Annotated in this window: 14 protein-coding genes and 1 pseudogene; 10 read left to right on the top strand and 5 right to left on the bottom strand. The window is 59.1% G+C overall.

Going from position 1 to position 16,844, the window contains the following annotated elements:
• The first annotated feature begins 74 nt into the window (after window positions 1-74).
• A complete protein-coding gene (locus AB4Y36_RS27700) occupies window positions 75-755 on the top strand; it encodes a TetR/AcrR family transcriptional regulator (RefSeq protein ID WP_368684699.1) in 681 nt (226 codons plus the stop codon).
• Between the two features lie 25 nt (window positions 756-780).
• Here the strand turns inward: AB4Y36_RS27700 and AB4Y36_RS27695 are convergent, their stop codons facing one another.
• On the bottom strand, window positions 781-963 hold the full coding sequence (locus AB4Y36_RS27695; RefSeq protein ID WP_368684698.1) for a hypothetical protein: 183 nt from the start codon (window positions 961-963) through the stop codon (window positions 781-783).
• A 511-nt stretch (window positions 964-1,474) separates the two neighbouring features.
• Here AB4Y36_RS27695 and AB4Y36_RS27690 point away from each other — a divergent pair.
• Entirely contained in the window at window positions 1,475-2,659 is a 1,185-nt protein-coding gene (locus tag AB4Y36_RS27690; RefSeq protein ID WP_069266297.1) for a porin, read from the top strand.
• 221 nt (window positions 2,660-2,880) lie between these two features.
• Here the strand turns inward: AB4Y36_RS27690 and AB4Y36_RS27685 are convergent, their stop codons facing one another.
• Window positions 2,881-4,068: a TIGR03118 family protein gene (locus AB4Y36_RS27685; protein ID WP_342946399.1), complete on the bottom strand. Its 1,188-nt coding sequence runs from the start codon at window positions 4,066-4,068 to the stop codon at window positions 2,881-2,883.
• A 394-nt stretch (window positions 4,069-4,462) separates the two neighbouring features.
• Between AB4Y36_RS27685 and AB4Y36_RS27680 the strand changes: the two genes are divergently transcribed.
• The 3 genes from AB4Y36_RS27680 to AB4Y36_RS27670 all read left to right on the top strand — a co-directional run bounded on the left by AB4Y36_RS27680 (window position 4,463) and on the right by AB4Y36_RS27670 (window position 6,954).
• Window positions 4,463-4,627, top strand: coding sequence for a helix-turn-helix domain-containing protein (locus tag AB4Y36_RS27680; protein ID WP_368684697.1), 165 nt, complete (start codon window positions 4,463-4,465; stop codon window positions 4,625-4,627).
• 484 nt (window positions 4,628-5,111) lie between these two features.
• Window positions 5,112-5,666 carry a hypothetical protein gene (locus tag AB4Y36_RS27675; RefSeq protein ID WP_069266295.1) on the top strand — a complete coding sequence of 185 codons (555 nt, stop codon included), beginning with the start codon at window positions 5,112-5,114 and terminating at the stop codon, window positions 5,664-5,666.
• A 319-nt stretch (window positions 5,667-5,985) separates the two neighbouring features.
• Complete coding sequence (locus AB4Y36_RS27670) at window positions 5,986-6,954, top strand: Dyp-type peroxidase (protein WP_368684764.1); 969 nt, start codon at window positions 5,986-5,988, stop codon at window positions 6,952-6,954.
• A 49-nt stretch (window positions 6,955-7,003) separates the two neighbouring features.
• Here AB4Y36_RS27670 and AB4Y36_RS27665 read toward each other — a convergent pair whose 3' ends face one another.
• From AB4Y36_RS27665 to AB4Y36_RS27655, 3 genes are all read right to left on the bottom strand, one after another.
• Window positions 7,004-7,378, bottom strand: a complete 375-nt coding sequence (locus tag AB4Y36_RS27665; protein WP_368684696.1) for a TraR/DksA family transcriptional regulator — start codon at window positions 7,376-7,378, stop codon at window positions 7,004-7,006.
• Window positions 7,379-7,415: 37 nt separating this feature from the next.
• Window positions 7,416-8,057 (bottom strand): MarC family protein, encoded by a 642-nt coding sequence (locus AB4Y36_RS27660; RefSeq protein WP_368684695.1) that lies wholly within the window; start codon window positions 8,055-8,057, stop codon window positions 7,416-7,418.
• Between the two features lie 746 nt (window positions 8,058-8,803).
• Window positions 8,804-10,228 (bottom strand): PLP-dependent aminotransferase family protein, encoded by a 1,425-nt coding sequence (locus AB4Y36_RS27655; protein ID WP_368684694.1) that lies wholly within the window; start codon window positions 10,226-10,228, stop codon window positions 8,804-8,806.
• A gap of 320 nt (window positions 10,229-10,548) precedes the next feature.
• Here AB4Y36_RS27655 and AB4Y36_RS27650 point away from each other — a divergent pair.
• From AB4Y36_RS27650 to AB4Y36_RS27630, 5 genes and pseudogenes are all read left to right on the top strand, one after another.
• Window positions 10,549-10,674, top strand: a pseudogene (locus tag AB4Y36_RS27650) (cytochrome BD ubiquinol oxidase subunit II); the annotation flags it as partial.
• A gap of 332 nt (window positions 10,675-11,006) precedes the next feature.
• Complete coding sequence (locus AB4Y36_RS27645; RefSeq protein WP_368684693.1) at window positions 11,007-13,283, top strand: FdhF/YdeP family oxidoreductase; 2,277 nt, start codon at window positions 11,007-11,009, stop codon at window positions 13,281-13,283.
• A 99-nt stretch (window positions 13,284-13,382) separates the two neighbouring features.
• Window positions 13,383-14,771 carry a cytochrome ubiquinol oxidase subunit I gene (locus AB4Y36_RS27640; RefSeq protein WP_368684692.1) on the top strand — a complete coding sequence of 463 codons (1,389 nt, stop codon included), beginning with the start codon at window positions 13,383-13,385 and terminating at the stop codon, window positions 14,769-14,771.
• Window positions 14,772-14,775: 4 nt separating this feature from the next.
• Window positions 14,776-15,783, top strand: a complete 1,008-nt coding sequence (gene cydB / locus AB4Y36_RS27635) for a cytochrome d ubiquinol oxidase subunit II (RefSeq protein ID WP_342946406.1) — start codon at window positions 14,776-14,778, stop codon at window positions 15,781-15,783.
• Between the two features lie 133 nt (window positions 15,784-15,916).
• Window positions 15,917-16,828 (top strand): bestrophin family ion channel, encoded by a 912-nt coding sequence (locus AB4Y36_RS27630; RefSeq protein ID WP_342946407.1) that lies wholly within the window; start codon window positions 15,917-15,919, stop codon window positions 16,826-16,828.
• Window positions 16,829-16,844: the final 16 nt, after the last annotated feature.

The raw sequence follows: 16,844 nt of genomic DNA, 5'->3' as shown, positions 1-16,844 counted from the left end.
GATTGCCAGATGGCCCTAACCTGAGTGCGAGGCGTCGGCCACCGATCAAGGGGCCGGGCGCGAGCCGCGCGCCGATGACGGGGCAATCGCCCCGTCGAGCCCGACGCAAGCACGAGACGCGTGTCCGGCTGCTCAACGCCGCATTCGTGCTGGTAGCGAAAAAGGGAATGGACGGCGTTACGATCAGCGAGATCACCGAGGCCGCCGACGTGGGTTTCGGCTCTTTCTACAATCACTTCGACTCGAAGGAAGGGATCTTCGCTGCACTCGGCGACTGGCTTTTCGACGAATTCGGAAAGACGCTCGATCACGTTGTCAGCGGACTCTCCGACCCGGCAGAAGTGATCGCCGTGTCGGTACGCCACACGCTCATGCGCGCCTGCCGTGAACCGGTCTGGGGACAACTGCTGATACGCGAAGGGCTGTCCGCGCGCGCGCTCAGCAGGGGGCTTGGTCAACGGCTATTGAGAGATACTGCGAAAGGGATTTCAGAAAAGCGCTTCACGGTGGCCGATGTCTTAATGTGCGTTATTTCAGTGATTGGCACTGTGCTCGCTGCGGTCGCTGCTGAGCTTGACCTGTCAGGGTCACCCAAGCCGGCGAATCGTGCGCGCAAGGTCCTCCGGACCCGAGCCGAACAGTTCGCCGAGGACACAGCGGCCATCGTTTTGCAGGCGTTCGGCCTCAAATACCTGGAGGCGGAGAGGATCGCCCGGTGCCCACTGCCCGCGACGTCACAGAACGTGATCGACTGACGGGAAGTGGCACTGCGCCAGGCCATCAATGCATACGCCCGCTCTTTAGCCCCAGCAGACGCTCCAGTTCCAGCAACGCGTCGCCCAGCACGTCAATAGCACTGTTGGGCGTGGACGCCGTCGCAGCACTGCGAAGCGCCTCCTGAACGATCTGATGGACGTTTTCCGGTTTCGCCTTACCGCTTCTGGCGATCAAATACTTTTCCACTAGTACTCCTATAGGTATAACGATAGGTGGCGCTGGAAAGTATATGTGCGTCAGACGTTGAAACGACGAACGCAATTGTCTGTTGTCGCTTCGCGAATCAACGGCCGCAGACTTAAGTCTGTTCACAATCGATCCCCGGCCTTAACGCGGTTCAACAACCAATGTCGTGCCCACGCCACCCGTTCTTGTCGCATATGGGTGAAAGCCGCCTTAAAAATCTACTTAATTAATCGTTTGCAAATTTTCATGTAAGCAAGGTCCCGTCCTCACTGAACCAAGGAAACGCCTACTTAACCAACGTTGTTGCGGTGGCGCAACTCGTTATGGAAACGAATACGTATGCCGGTCGTCTCGCCACCGGTCGCAAAGTCAAATCGCCGCTCAATTGCTGCAATTTGATGAAGGAACCCATTCTCTTGCAGCACTTATTTTCAAGGGCGATTCGGCTTCTGCGCCGGACGCGGCTATAGACTGGCGCGATCGTTTCTCTCACGTCATCGAGTGGCATCTCATGAAGAAGATTTCCATTGCCGTCGCCGTTTGCGCAGCATCTGCAGCGTCCGCGGCCAGTGCTCAGAGCTCGGTCACCCTGTACGGCCTGATCGACGCGGGCATCTCCTATACGAACAACGTCCAGAACGGCGCGCCCAGCCACGGTAGCTCGCGCGTCGCACTCGCGAGCGGCAATATCAGCGGCAGCCGCTTCGGCCTGCGCGGCAGCGAGGACCTGGGCGGCGGTCTGCATGCGATCTTCGTGCTCGAAAACGGCTTCAACGTCAACAACGGCACACTCGGCCAGGGTGGTCGCATGTTCGGCCGTCAAGCGTTTGTCGGCCTGACCGGCGATCAATACGGCACCTTGACGATGGGGCGCCAGTATGACTCTATGGTCGATTACGTCTCGCCGCTGTCCGGCACCGCGGGCACGTTCGGCGACTCTGGCTTCGCGCACGTGTACGACAACGACAACCTGCAACATACTGTCCGCTTCAGCAACTCGGTGAAGTTTGCCAGTATCGACTACGCCGGCTTCAAGTTTGGCGGCATGTACGCATTCAGCAACAGCACCAGCTTCGCCGTCGATCGTGCGTACAGTGCTGGCGCGAGCTACAACAACGGCCCGCTGCGACTGGCAGCGGCCTACCTCCAGATCAACGGCTCGGCAGCGGCGAGCACCCCTGCCGGAACAGCGAACCAGAACGTTGCGGCCGACCCCAGCGAGTTCAAGGCGACCGCGGGCGGCGGCAACCTGACGGCGAATGTGCAGCGCACGGTCGGTGCAGGCATCGGCTATACGTTCGGCCCGGCGGCGGTCAACTTCGTCTATACGCACAGCCAGTACCAGAACACGTCCGCGTTCGGCCTGAACCCGGTGAGCGGTTCGACTCACTTCGACAACTATGAACTGAACGTCAAGTACGCACTCACGCCAGCGCTGAATCTTGGCCTCATGGATACTTTCACGGACGGTCATCTGAACGGAGTGAGCAAGTCGAACATCGGCTCCGATCCGAAGTGGAATCAGGTCAACGCGATTGCGCGCTACTCGCTGTCGAAGCGCACGGAAGTGTATGGAGAAGCGATGTACCAGCGCGCGATCGGTCACAACAACGTCGCAGTGATGTACAACGCCGGCGGTTTCTCGGCGACGAGCAATCAGGTGATGGCTGCGATCGGCATGCTGACCCGCTTCTAAGCGGCCGCCAGAACCTTCATACCGCGGCCACCGAGCCGGATTGTTGTACCCGGACTGCGAGACGAGGCATATCGCATTCGGCATTGGCGTAGAACATTGCCCGCCACGTTGGCGGGCAATGTTTTCATCAGCTGCCGCTGCGCGCTTACGGTTGCACAAGCTACGAGGTGGAGTCCTTCGGCTCAACTCGAATCGACATCACCGTGGAACCACGCTGCGGTTCATTGCCCGTTCTGAGCGGACGTTCGTCCTTTGGTGCCATTGACTGGCGCAATGATACCGAAGAGTCCATTGGACTCCTTGTTGGGCCCCGCCGAAAAGTACAGCGCGTCCGGGCTTGAATTGCGCCCGCCTCCGAGCGTCAGCGTCCACAGGCCGTCAATAGCCAGTGGATTGCCGAACTCATTCTCCAGTTGATCGACGAACGTGCCGTCGTTGTCGAAGACATTGATTCGGCCGTTGCCGAAGTTGCCAACGAGGATCTTCCCGCTGAAGCGCCCGAACGCAAACGACGCTCGCGTTACGCCCCAGGGCGAGTCGAGCGTCCCCTGGCTCGCAAAGCGGCGCAGCAGGTGGCCGTCGGTATCGAATACATCGACGAATCCATGACCGCGGCCTGCAACGTCGTCATGCTTCGGACCGTCTTGCTGCGCATAGGTGACGAAAAGGTCCCCGTCGATGTTCGCGATACCAAACGGGGCGTAGCCGGCCGGCATGTTCGGGTCGGCGAAGCCACCGTCGGTCGTCGCGGGCGTGAACAACCCGTTCGAACCGTTCGGTCCGAATACATCGATCCGGCCCGCACGGAAGTTCGTCGCAAAGAGGAATCCCCCTTGCGCGTTCACTCCGAAGACGAGCCCCTTGTAGACGGCCCCGCTGGCGGCGGAGGGATTGGATGAGTTATCGACCGCGATCACAGCATTGTTCGCCGGATTCAATCCACCGGCCCAGGCGGAAATCGTGCCGTCTTCGGTCGCGAAGATGAATACGGCCGGGATGTTGGTACCTGGGACGAGAAAAGACGACGAAGGATTCCAAACTATCCCCGTGGGTGCCGCGGGCGTGGGTTTCGGTGGATTGTTGGGAAAGACGGGATGGCAGGCGCCGGCCGGTATGACGTTGCCTGGCAGCGGGATGGAGACCTGCAGCGCCACCTTTGTGCCCTGGCCGTCATACAGCGTGGAGCAGCCGGTGGCATTGTCGTTGATCCAGAACGGACTTCCTGCCGGACTAAAGGCGATACCCCAGGCGTTCTGCAGGACCCCGTCGACCTTCGGGGCAGAGCCTGCCAGGTTGGATACAAGCGGTGTGACGACGTAAGCTTCATCGGCAGCAGCATGCCCGATTGTGAAACCGGCGGCTAAGACGATCACGGCCGCCGCTTTGAGACCCCACGAGATCTGAGACATAACTTCCCTCCGCGTCTGACTGGCGAAATATCGCCGCAGGCTAAACGACCGCTGTACTTCAAATATTCCCGCTCGACGCAAAAAATTTCCGCCAGCCACCGCATCCACAAGCCGTCATCACCTGGCGCGTCTGCTTCCTCAACGCGGTTGTAAGCCTTGCGCCATGTTCGTGTCACGCCGGGGTGTGATTCTCCGCTGGCAACCGGGCAAGCGCACGTATTCAAACATCAACGCTCTGTGCCTGGCTCCGGTCGTTGCACGGTCGTCCGCCTCAATTCCGTAAGCCAACATGTCTGCCTCCGGTTCGGTTCACCGTTCCGAGGCCCGGCCGCGTATTGAATCAGGACTGCTACTTTTAAACCGATAACATCTATCCAATGAGAATGAGGGGAACATGAGCGCGATGTTGCTCGAGTCAGTCTGGAACTATCACTTGCAGACGAACGTAATCGACATTCATATCAGCAACCTGCGGCGCAAGTTGAGCTTCAACGGGCGGCTCTCGGCGATGGTCGTTACGGTGCGCAACGCGGGCTACATCATCCATGCAACGGCTTAAGAGGCGCGGGCATGCGCGAATGAGGAGCGTCGGCTGGCTGCTGGTGGCGTTCGTCGGCTCGGCGATCATGCTCTTCGCGCTTCTCTACTTGCTCCCGATGAAAGGGAGTCCCAGCGCGCTCCGGCATCCGCGCCCGGCATACGGTCTCGCGCTGCCAAGCCCGGTCGTTGGACGCGTGCTCGCTGGTATTGCGCATCCGCGGAGTAGTCCTGACAGAAGTCGGCCGCGTCTTGCGCGGACACGCAGTGTTTGCGTTGCAAGCCATCGCGACGTCAAATGGACATCGGAACACGCGTGTTTCGTTTCCTCTGCATTGCCGCGGAAACTGACGCGTCTCCATTTGTTCGGCGCTCGCCGCTCTTCGATCGCTTTTCTCACAAGTCCCGACCCGCCACTGCCCCGTATCGAACCGCATCAGCCAGTCGACTCGACATTCGTTATAACATCGTAGACCGTGTTTTAACCGGTACCCTCTGGAGGCAGCATGCGACCCGACAGAATCATGTTTATCCGGCACGCGGATAAGCCCGCCGCAAATGAAGGTATGGGAATCGAAGCGGACGGCAAGCCTGACGCGGAGAGCCTTTGCGTTCGCGGTTGGCAGCGTGCTGGCGCTCTGGCACGATTCTTTTGCCCAATCGAGAAAGCGCATGCGGCGCAACTCAAACCAGCCACCGTATTCGCTGCGGGTGCAGGTCCTTCGAGCAAGAGCAAGCGGTCGATGCAAACTGTGGCGCCCCTTGTTTCGCTGCTGCGTGAGACGTCGCAGGTCGACTACGTCACGACTTATCTGAAAGACGACGGTCGAGCGCTAATGGCAGACGTACTCACTCGCGCGGGCGTCGTGTTGATTGCGTGGGAGCACAAAGTGCTGCCGTCGCTCATCGGGCACATGCCGCGCGCGCCCATCGTCCCTGCAACGTGGCCCGATGACCGTTTCGACGTCGTATGGATATTCGATCGCACCGGGGACAACTGGTCATTTTCGCAGCTCCCTCAATTGCTACTTGCGGGCGACTCGACCGCGCCGATTCGCTAGGCATTACTTTTTGGTTTCGGTCCGTTCTCGCATTACCTCAGATTGGTTTCATCCGATATTAAGAATCGGAGCATGCCGCAGCTTCAGATCGCGCAAAACTACAAGTGATATGACGGAAAGAGACCGTCATTCATAAGTTTATTGCCGTTTTTTCCTGACTTCGGCGAAGAAAGTGGGTGCCCAATGTCTGCCCAAAAAATGGAGAAGCGGCATGGATGTTATCGTGATTGTGTAGCGGCTCATGCCACAAACCTGCCGTCCCTGAACATCGTCCCGATGCGATCCGGCAGTTCGCGTCACCACAGGAGGGCCCTTGAACGTGCCAACTTCGCAGATCCCATCCGCGCAACAACAAGCACTCGCGGTCGAACCGCAAGCGATCGATGCGCCCTGCTCGGCCGCCGCCGCTTTCCTCGTACTCGTGGTCAAGGACGACAACGCGTCGATCGCTCTCGCTCGATCCGTCATCGCCAGCACCGACGATCTTGTCAAAGACGTCCGGATTCGAGCCAGCGGTGGCCACTTTAGCTGTAACGTAGGGATCTCACATCGCGCCTGGGGGCCACTCACCGGGAAGCCGCTGCCGAAGGAGCTCAGACCGTTCCAGGAAGTACGGGGCGCGACTCACACCGCCGTCGCAACCGCGGGCGATCTGCTTTATCATGTACGCGCGGAATCGACGGACGTCATCGTCGAATTCGAAAGAATTCTCCTCGAAGCCTTCGGCACCGCAGTCGAAGTCATTGACGACGTGGCGGGATTCCGTTATTTCGACGGACGCGATCTGCTGGAATTCGTCGATGGCACCGCGAACCCCGATGGTCTCGATCTGCCCGACGCAACAATAATCGCGGAGGAAGACCCGGATTATGCCGGCGGCAGTTATGTCGTGATCCAGAAGTATCTGCACGACATGGCTGCCTGGCGAGCACAAAGCGTGGAGACGCAAGAAGCCATCATAGGTCGAAAAAAATTCGATAATGTCGAGCTGGCGGACGCGACGACGGGCCAGAAATCGCACAAGACGCTCTGCACCATTGAAGATGCAGACGGCGAACACGATATTCTCCGCGACAACATGCCGTTCGCCGCGCCGGGGCGTAACGAGTACGGCACCTATTTCATTGGCTATTCACGCCATCTGTGGGTGATAGAAAAAATGCTCGAGCGAATGTTTATCGGTGATCCGCCACCGCTCCACGACCGGATTCTGGACTTCTCAAAGGCCGTAACGGGGGTGACGTTCTTTGCGCCGGCGCGACAATTTTTAAGCAGCATCGCAGGGTGATCGCGGCTACTACCCGTCGCGTGGCAGAGTAAGTGAAAAGCGGGCGAAGTCAGCGGCCGGCATCGCGCTCGCTTTCCTCCTGTACCGTTAGGATTGCCTCGGGCAGTACCTTCAGTCGCTCGATGGGAATAGGTTCGCCGCTATTGTCGGAATACCCATAGGTGCCTTCGGCGATCTTTTCAAGCGCACGCTGGATGTCGGCGATCCTGCGGTCGTTCACGCTGCGCAGCGCCTGATTGGCGATATCCTGCTCCATCTTCTGGGCATCGTCCTCGAACTCCCTCGCGTCGTCGCCGGACGCCTCCTCCTGATTGCGCTCCGCCGAAATCGTCCCTTCTTCACCGCCGAGCACCTCGCGTTGCATCGCCAGCAAGCGCTGACGCTGATTCTCGATGAACGCTTCGCTCAATATCTGGCCAGTCATAGCGATTCTCCCGAAGATCCATCAATGACACTGCGAGCTAGTGAACCAAACCCTTGAATATTGTCGTCAAACTTGCGGCCATCATTTCGACTGCGATGGCTGCCAGTATCATACCCATCAGACGTCTGGCGATTGCCGTCACCTTGGCAGACAGAAAGCGCCCGAGATACGGCGCGGAAAACAACACAACGGCCAGCAATGCGAGGAATACGACCAGCCCAATGGCGAGACTCCCAATCTCTCCGTTGGCGGCTGCGGCGTGCCCGAACACGACCAGCGTGGCGATCGTGCCGGGGCCGACAAGAAGAGGCGTCGTCAGCGGGAAGATCGCCACGTCCTGATCATAGCCGCTCCCCCCCACTTCGCGTTGCTGCGGCGTGTGCTGCGCGCTGGGCGAGCCGTGTACCATGTCCAGCGCGATCAGCAATACAAGCAAGCCTCCCGCGAGACGGAAATCGTCGATGCTGACCCCAAACACGTTGAGGATCGTCTCGCCCAGCGTGACGGAGATGGCACAGCCAATTGTCACGCCGATAAAGGTTGTGGCCGCAACGGCCCGCTTCTTCCCTTCCGCCATCCCTTCGGTTAGCGAAAGAAAAACCGGGATGTTCGCGACGGGATTCATGATCGCAAAGAGCGAGGAGAAGACCTTCATCGAAAACGTGAAGTCGATGGCCATGAGTAACCTCGTGATCGCAGTCCACCCTACGATTCCAACGCGTACCGTTCGACGAACGCAGCAGACGCTTCAATCCAGCCCGGGCCGTCCGCCTTCGCGACAGGCTTGTGAGCGCCGCTTCGAAGCATATCACCACGAATCGGCCACCGACGGCTTCGATGAGAGTCGGCCCACAGGCTCGCCATCGAGCTTGAAAATGGCAACGCATGTACACAGTACCTGTGCCTGCTGCGCCATGGTCTGTGCCGCGGCAGCAAGTCCCGAAATAAAATCTCCCTCATCTCTTCCGATACTTGGCATCACGTGTAAGTCCGGTGTTCGCGGGCCTGCTGGACCAATCCGTCTTGCTTGCTCGCGCGTGCCGGTGCCATAATCAGTTTCCTGACGACCAGCGGGAGTCAATCGTGGCGCTTGAGCGAAAGAGCCGAAGGCACCGTTTTCTGCACGATCTGAAGTGGATGGCCATTCTCTGGTGCGTCGGATTCGGCGCGACCGTTCTACTCACGCTACCGTTTCATTTTCTCGTTATGGCCATGATGAAGAAGTAGGAATACGCAGAGGGTTATTTCACAGGAATCCACTGCGCGCCGCGCCGCATCAGATCGACAAATAACATTCAAGTTGCGTGGTGCATGCCGTTGACCAAACGTTGACGGCACATCACGGCCCGGTGCAAATGTACGACGGCGCGAACTCGTCCGATATGACGACTTTGGTTGCTGGCTTACCTGAGCAGCACGCTTTCCCTATCGCGCGCACGACGCTGCGAGTTTGCCGACCGTGATGACCGCCTGCTCGATTTCCGGCGACCACGGCGTGCTGTAATTGAGCCGGATATAGTTTCGATAGTTGTCCGAGACGGAAAACATATGGCCCGGTCCGATCGTGATTCCCCGCGCCAGAGCGAGCTGGTAGAGCTTCATCGAATCCACCTTCGCCGGCAATTCGATCCATAACACGTATCCACCCGTCGGACTCGACGTGCGCGTGCCCGCCGGAAAAAAGCGCGCGACCATCGACTTCATCAGATTGGCCTGTTGCGCGTAGTTTTTGCGGATGCGCCTCAAGTGATGCTCGTAACCATCCCGTTCGAGATATTCGGCGATCGCGAGCTGGGGAATCACCGAAGTCGTCAGCGTATTGAGAAACTTCAGCTTTTCGACTTCGTCGCGATAACGGCCGGGTAAAGCCCAGCCGATGCGATACGCCGCTGTCAGACTCTTCGAAAATGACCCACAGTGAAGCACCATGTTCTTTTTGTCATACGACTTGAGCGTGGTGGGATGCGAATCGCCGAAATACAGTTCGTTGTACACACCATTTTCGATCACCGGTATCCCCGCCTTCGCGAGCAGGGCGACAAGTTCGCGCTTGCGCTCGTCAGGCATCTGAAACCCGAGCGGATTCTGGAAATTCGGCATCACCATGCAGGCGGCAATCGGCCCTGATTCAATGATCTTCTCCAGCGCCTCTATTTCGATGCCGTACTCGGGGTGCGTCGCCACCTCGATCGCCTTCATGCCCGAGCGCTCGATGGCGTGAAGCATGGCGTAGAACGTGGGCGATTCCACGGCGATCACGTCGCCCGGTTTGGCGACCGCCTGCAGACACAGATTGATGGCCTCGGTCGCCCCCACCGTCACGATGATCTCGTTGGGGTCCACGGCCATCCCGTTTTCGAGGTACCGCCGGGCAATTTGCCGGACCAGTTCCGGTGTGCCCGGCGGCAGCGCGTTGGTCACGCCCCATAGTGACTTCCTGCGTCCCGCGGCCGACGCGTAGCGGTTGAGCTTTTCGTAGGGAAAAAGCTGCGGGTCCGGATACGGCGAACCGAGCGGCACAGCGTCGTCGGCGCCGATGGAGCGCAGCGTGGACAGCACGAGGCGGCTCACATCGACCGTCGCCGACACCGCAATCGGCCGGCTCGTGCGCAATTCGTCCGAATGCGTGCGTCCTTCGCCCACGCACGTGCTCACAAAGTACCCGGACTGCGGGCGGCTCTCGAGCACGCCGCGGCTTTCCAGCAGCAGATAGGCGCGTATTACGGTGGTAATGCTGATGCGGTGCTGCTGGCTCGCCTGGCGAACCGACGGCACGCGGTCGCCGGGGCGGTAGACGCCCTTGCGAATCAGCGTCTCGATATCGTCCGCGAGTTTTTCATAGAGTTTCACTGTGGTCTCCCCGGCAATCTCTCACAGCACAGTTCATACAGTGTACTGCGGCGGACGAAACTGTACTCCATGTTCCAGGTGGATTCTGTGTGTCATGCAAGCCCCTCTTAACTTCTACGCTTGCGCCTATCCAGATACCGCGCACACCCTGATGGGCACATCGGGCCGCGCAAGCAACGAAGCTGCGTTCCTCTATCAGTTGTTCGTACGCATGTACGGCACCAACAATTTCCCCGACTGCTCGAACATGCGCCATGAGGCCACGAGCCGCGGCCTGCCGACAACGGTCGGCATCGGCAATCGTCGCCGTAATCACGCCCGTGGCCGCCGCCTCGGACAGCACCACGCTTACGCCTATGCTGTTCGGCATTGGTATCGTGTTTCCGGTCATGATCGGGTACAACCTCTATCTGTTCCGAGGCAAGGTGGTACCGGTCAAGCACTAACGCCTGCGCTCCCGATAGCTAATATCGGTTAGGCGGCAGTTCACGACAACGCGCTGCATCCCTAGAATGGGGTGGAGAATTTTAGCTCCACCTCATTTTTGTTTGGACGATGGTCATGTGACGGTGTCTGTCCAGCAATGGAGATCGAGATATTCAAATATACACAACGATAAAATAAAAAGTCGAAGTTAATAAGTTAATTCTTGTTCCGAATTCGGGATTGCCTAGAATCAAGCGTGGCACGCCGGATATCATCCGCGGACCTGTGCGGTCCCGGTATGGCATTGTCCCGGCTTTTCGCAGCGTGCGTAGAAAACCCAATGGAGTTTCCCATGACGAAACTACGTGATGTGCCCGGCGTCCATCCCTACACCGGCCCCGCCGGCGGCTGGGGCGCGCTCAAAGCAACCGCGCAGGCGATTCACGATCAAATGGAAAGCATCGAGGCGCCCATTACGCTGATGCGGACCAATCAACCCGATGGTTTCGATTGCCCCGGCTGTGCGTGGCCGGACAAGGAACACCGGTCCACGTTCCAGTTCTGCGAGAACGGTGCAAAGGCGGTGACCTGGGAAGCCACCACGAAGCGGGTGACGCCGGAATTCTTCGCTGCGAACACAGTCAGCTCGCTGCTGCAGAAAACGGACTATGAGCTCGAAGACATGGGGCGGCTCACACATCCTCTTGTATACGACCGCGCCACCGACAAGTTTCAGCCCGTCGACTGGGAAGACGCATTCGCGCGCATCGGTGAGATCCTGCGCTCGCTTACGCCGGACCAGGTCGAGTTCTATACGTCCGGACGCGCATCCAACGAGGCGGCGTTTCTGTATCAACTATTCGCACGCGAGTACGGAACGAACAATTTCCCCGATTGCTCGAACATGTGCCACGAGCCGACGAGCGTTGGTCTGCCGCAATCGATCGGGATCGGCAAAGGGACTGTCTCTCTCGAAGATTTCGATTCGACCGAACTCATTCTTTCCATCGGTCACAACCCGGGCACGAACCATCCGCGCATGATGGGCACGCTGCACGAAGCTGCGCGGCGAAACGTGCCGATCATCGTCTTCAATCCGCTGCGCGAGCGCGCGCTCGAACGCTTTGCCGATCCGCAAAGCATGATTGAAATGGCGACGTTCGGCTCGACCCGCATCGCGTCGACCTACTTTCAGCTGGACGCCGGCGGCGACGCGGCCGCGCTCAAGGGCGTCATGAAAGCGCTGCTGAAGATGGAGTCGGAGCAAGGCGACATACTCGACAAGGCGTTCATCGCTCAGCACACCGAAGGCTTCGACGCCTTCGCGGCGGACCTCGAAGCCACTTCGTGGGAAGACATCGAGAAAGCCAGTGGCCTTACGCGGCCCGACCTCGAACATGTGGCGATCGCCTACGCCAAATCGAACGCGACGATCGTCACGTACGGCATGGGCGTCACGCAGCACAATAAAGGCACCGCCAACGTGCGCTTGATCGCCGATCTGCTGTTGCTGCGCGGCAATTTCGGCAAGCCCGGCGCCGGCATCTGTCCGCTGCGCGGCCACTCGAATGTGCAAGGCAACCGCACGGTGGGCATCACCGAAAAGCCGTCGAAAGCGTTTCTCGGGCTGATCGAGAAGGCCTGCGGATTCACGCCGCCCGAAGCGCACGGTCACGACGCGGTGCAAGCCATGCAAGCCATGATCGACGGCAAGGCCAAGGCGCTGCTCTGCCTGGGAGGCAATTTCGCCGTTGCGCTACCCGACTCCGAACAGTCGTTTCCCGCGATGGCTGCACTCGACCTGGGCGTGCACATCGGCACGAAGCTCAATCGAACCCATCTGCTCGTTTCGAAGGAAACCTATCTATTCCCGTGCCTCGGCCGCACGGAACTCGACATGCAGGGTACCGGGCGTCAATCCATCACGGTGGAAGATTCGATGTCCATGGTTCATGCATCGGCCGGCAAGCTCACGCCCGCTTCCGAACAGTTGCGCTCCGAACCCGCGATTGTTGCCGGCATGGCGCGCGCCACGCTGCCCGCCACCAAAGTGGCGTGGATGGACCTGATCGCCGACTATGACAAGATTCGCGATCTGATCGAGCAGACCGTACCCGGCTTCGAGGACTTCAACCGGCGCATTCGCGTACCGGGCGGATTCCGCCTGCCGCTTCCGCCAACCGAACGGCAGTGGCACACGCCATCGGGCAAGGCCGAGTTCTCCGTCTATGGCGGCGTGAAGGAAGACGCCGACGTGCTGGGTGCGGAAAACGTGCTGCGGCTCATCACGATCCGCAGTCATGACCAGTACAACACGACGATTTACGCAATGGACGACCGCTACCGCGGCGTGTTTGGACGGCGCGACGTGCTCTTCATGAACGCGGACGACATGGCCGCGTACGGCATCGAACACGGCGACCTTGTCGACATCGAAACGGTCACCTCGGGCCGCAAGCTGCGGCTCAAGAACATCACGGCCATTGTGTACAGCATCGCACGCGGTTCCGTGGCGGCCTATTACCCGGAAGCCAACGTACTCGTCCCGCTGGACTATATCGACAAGGAAAGCGGAACGCCTTCGTACAAATCAGTGCCCGTGCATGTCGTGCGCGCGGAGGGAAACTAGTCTCATGGTATTCCGGTAGTCCGGCCGGATGCCCGGCTTCCCGCGGCCGGCCTGTCCTTGGCAGGCAAATGCAGTCGTCACCAGGAGCTCAGAAGAATCATGGACATCTTCGACGCATTTCATCTCGCCAGGCTGCAGTTCGCATTCACCGTCTCGTTTCACATCGTCTTTCCGGCGATCAGCATAGGCATGGCAAGCTTTCTCGCCGTGCTCGAATGGCGCCTCCTGCTCACGGGCGATGCGGCCTATAAGGACATGTACCGCTTCTGGTCGAAGATTTTCGCGGTGGGGTTCGGCATGGGCGTGGTCTCGGGCGTCGTGATGGCTTACGAGTTCGGGACGAACTGGAGTGGGTTCTCGACGATTGCGGGCAATATCACGGGTCCACTGCTCACCTATGAAGTCCTGACCGCATTCTTTCTCGAGGCGGGGTTTCTCGGCGTCATGCTGTTCGGCTGGAATCGCGTGAGTCCGAAAGCGCATTTCTTCGCCACGCTCATGGTCGCGATCGGCACGCTCATTTCGACATTCTGGATTCTCTCGTCAAACAGCTTCATGCAAACACCGCAAGGCTACGCGATTCAGAATGGCCGCATCGTGCCGGTGGACTGGTGGAAGGTGATCTTCAATCCTTCGTTCCCGTTCCGTCTGGCGCATATGACCATCGCAGCCTTTATCGTTGCCGGCTTTATCGTGGCCGCCTGCGGCGCGTGGCATTTGCTTCAGGGGCGGCGCGACGTGCCGGTGAAGCGCAGTTTCTCGATGGCGCTGTGGATATTGCTCTTTCTCGCGCCCATTCAGATTCTGGTCGGCGACGCGCACGGCCTCAATACCCGGGAGTATCAGCCGGCGAAGATCGCCGCAATAGAAGGGCTCTGGGAAACCGAGCGCGGCGGTACCGCGCTCAATTTAATCGGCTTTCCCGACATGAACGCGGAAGTGACGCGTTACGCGATCCGCATCCCGCATCTCGGCAGCCTGATTCTCACCCACAGCTGGAACGGCGAAATTCGCGGACTCAAGGAGTTTCCCCCGGAGGATCGCCCGTTTTCGCCAATTATCTTCTGGACGTTCCGCATCATGGCCGGACTCGGCATGCTGATGTTGCTCACTTCCGTGGTCGCACTTTTGCTTCGTCGCGGCGGCCGCCTTTATGAAGCGCGCTGGTTCCAGTGGTTCGTATTGTGCATGGGACCATCCGGCATTCTGGCACTACTGGCGGGCTGGATTACGACTGAAGTGGGCAGGCAGCCGTGGACCGTGTACGGCATCGTGCGTACCGTCGACTCCATGTCGCCCATTGGCGCGCAGCAGGCGGGTGTTTCGCTGCTGATCTTCGTGATTGTCTATTTTCTCGTGTTCGGAACGGGCGTCTATTACATGCTCAAGATGATGAAAAAGGGTCCGGCCACCGGAGTGGAAAGCATCGAATCGCTCAAGTATCCGGGACTGCACAATCGCGCACTCGACGCTGTGGTGGGGGAATGAGGCCATGCAAATCGATCTTCCTGTGATCTGGGCAATCATCATCGGACTCGGCGTTTTCATCTACGTGATGCTCGACGGCTTCGATCTGGGCATCGGGCTGCTGTTTCCGTTCTTCGAAGGGAAAGCCGAACGCGAGGTGATGCTCAATACCGTCGCGCCGGTATGGGATGGCAACGAAACGTTCCTCGTGCTCGGTGGCGCCGGCCTCTACGGCGCGTTCCCGATCGCCTATTCAACGCTGCTGCCCGCCAACTACATGCCGCTGATTCTCATGGTGGTCGGCCTGATTTTCCGTGGCGCGGCGTTCGAGTTGCGCGCAAAAGCCACGCGCACGCAACATGCATGGGATCTCGCGTTCATCGGCGGTTCGGCGCTCGCGGCAATGTGCCAGGGTATCACGCTCGGATCGCTGTTGCAGGGGATCAAGATCGTCGACGACAAGTTCGCGGGCGACCCGTTCGACTGGTTCTCGCCGTTTAGCGTTTTCTGCGGTTTCGGCGTCTTGCTCACGTATGCGACGCTCGGCTGCGGCTGGCTGATCCTGAAGACCGACGGCGAACTTCAGCGCAAGATGCGCGTGGTGATGCGCCCGCTGCTCGCGGTTCTGCTCCTCGCGATTGCCATCGTCAGCCTCTGGACGGTGCTAGGCCTGCCCGCCGTGAGACAGCGATGGTTTTTCAGCGGCAATCTCGGCTGGTTCCTGCCGGTGCCGATCCTGGTTGTGCTGTGCGTCGTGGGCATCTACCGCGCGCTTAACCAGAGCCACGAGTCGACCCCCTTCCTGCTCTCCCTGGCAATCTGCTTCCTCGGTTATACCGGCATTATTATCAGCATCTGGCCGTACATCATTCCGCCCTCGCTCACGATCTGGGACGCGTCGTCGAGCCACTCGAGCCAACTGTTCGCCCTCGTCGGCACAATCATCGTGCTGCCGATCATTCTCGTCTACAACGCGATGCAATATCGCGTTTTCCGCGGCAAGGTGCGTGAAGGAGACCATGGCTATCACTGAAGCACGTGATTCCTCGCGGCGCGCGCAAGCTCCGAATAACTACGGCGCGCGCCAGCGAGGAAACCTGAATGGATCACGCATGCCTTAAGGCCAGGCGAACGTATTTCCTTATTCCAGATAATAAAAGTCCATCATGATCGTCCGGCCCCGAGAAAACTGGTTCCGGTTGCTGTTCGTCTGGAACGGCTCGGTTCTGTCATCCATCATCCCACAACTGTGCTTCATGGCGGTGGTGAGTACACTGGCGGTCTTCACGCACGGGCGCGTATTTGGAGAAAAGATCCCGCTCAACACCGCGCCCTTCACCCTGTTCGGCGTCGCACTGGCTATCTTCCTCGCGTTTCGAAACAATGCGAGTTATGAGCGCTTCAACGAAGCGCGGCATCTCTGGGGTGTTTTTCTGATCGCGTCACGCACGCTCACTTCGCAGATGCTTTGTTACATTCCGGAGCGCGCAGACACCTTGCGCATCGCCCAGCTGATTGTCGGATTCATTTACGCCCTCAAGCACGAACTGCGCGGCACCGATCCCACGGTGGATTTACAGCGGCTCCTCGGCCGCGAGCAGGCCGAGATCGTAGGCGGCCAGATCTATCAACCGATGTACATTCTCAACGAAATACGGCGCGAGCTCTCGCTCCCGAAGCATCGCCTTCACACGCCCGACACGAAGCTGTGGATGCTCGACGCACAGATCGACGAACTGGGCAAGGCATTGGGCGGCTGCGAGCGTATCGCAGCAACGCCGATTCCGTTTGCTTATAACGTGTTGTTGCATCGAACCGTCTATGCCTACTGTGTTTTACTGCCGTTCGGGCTCGTGGATTCCACGGAATTTTTTACGCCGCTGCTGTGCGTTTTCATTGCCTATACGCTGATAGCGCTCGAAGCGATTGCCAGTGAAGTCGCCGATCCGTTCAGCGTCGCGCCCAATGCGCTCGCACTCGACGCGATGTCGCGCAATATTGAACGCTCCGTTCTGGAGCTATGTGGATGTCCCGTTCCCGACCCGGTTGCTCCCGTTCGCCCCTATCAGCTTACCTGAGTGGACACGCAAGCTC

It is taken from the genome of Paraburkholderia sp. BR10936 (assembly GCF_040965735.1).
GTDB lineage: Bacteria > Pseudomonadota > Gammaproteobacteria > Burkholderiales > Burkholderiaceae > Paraburkholderia > Paraburkholderia nodosa_A.
This window is presented reverse-complemented; position numbering and strand designations above follow the sequence as displayed.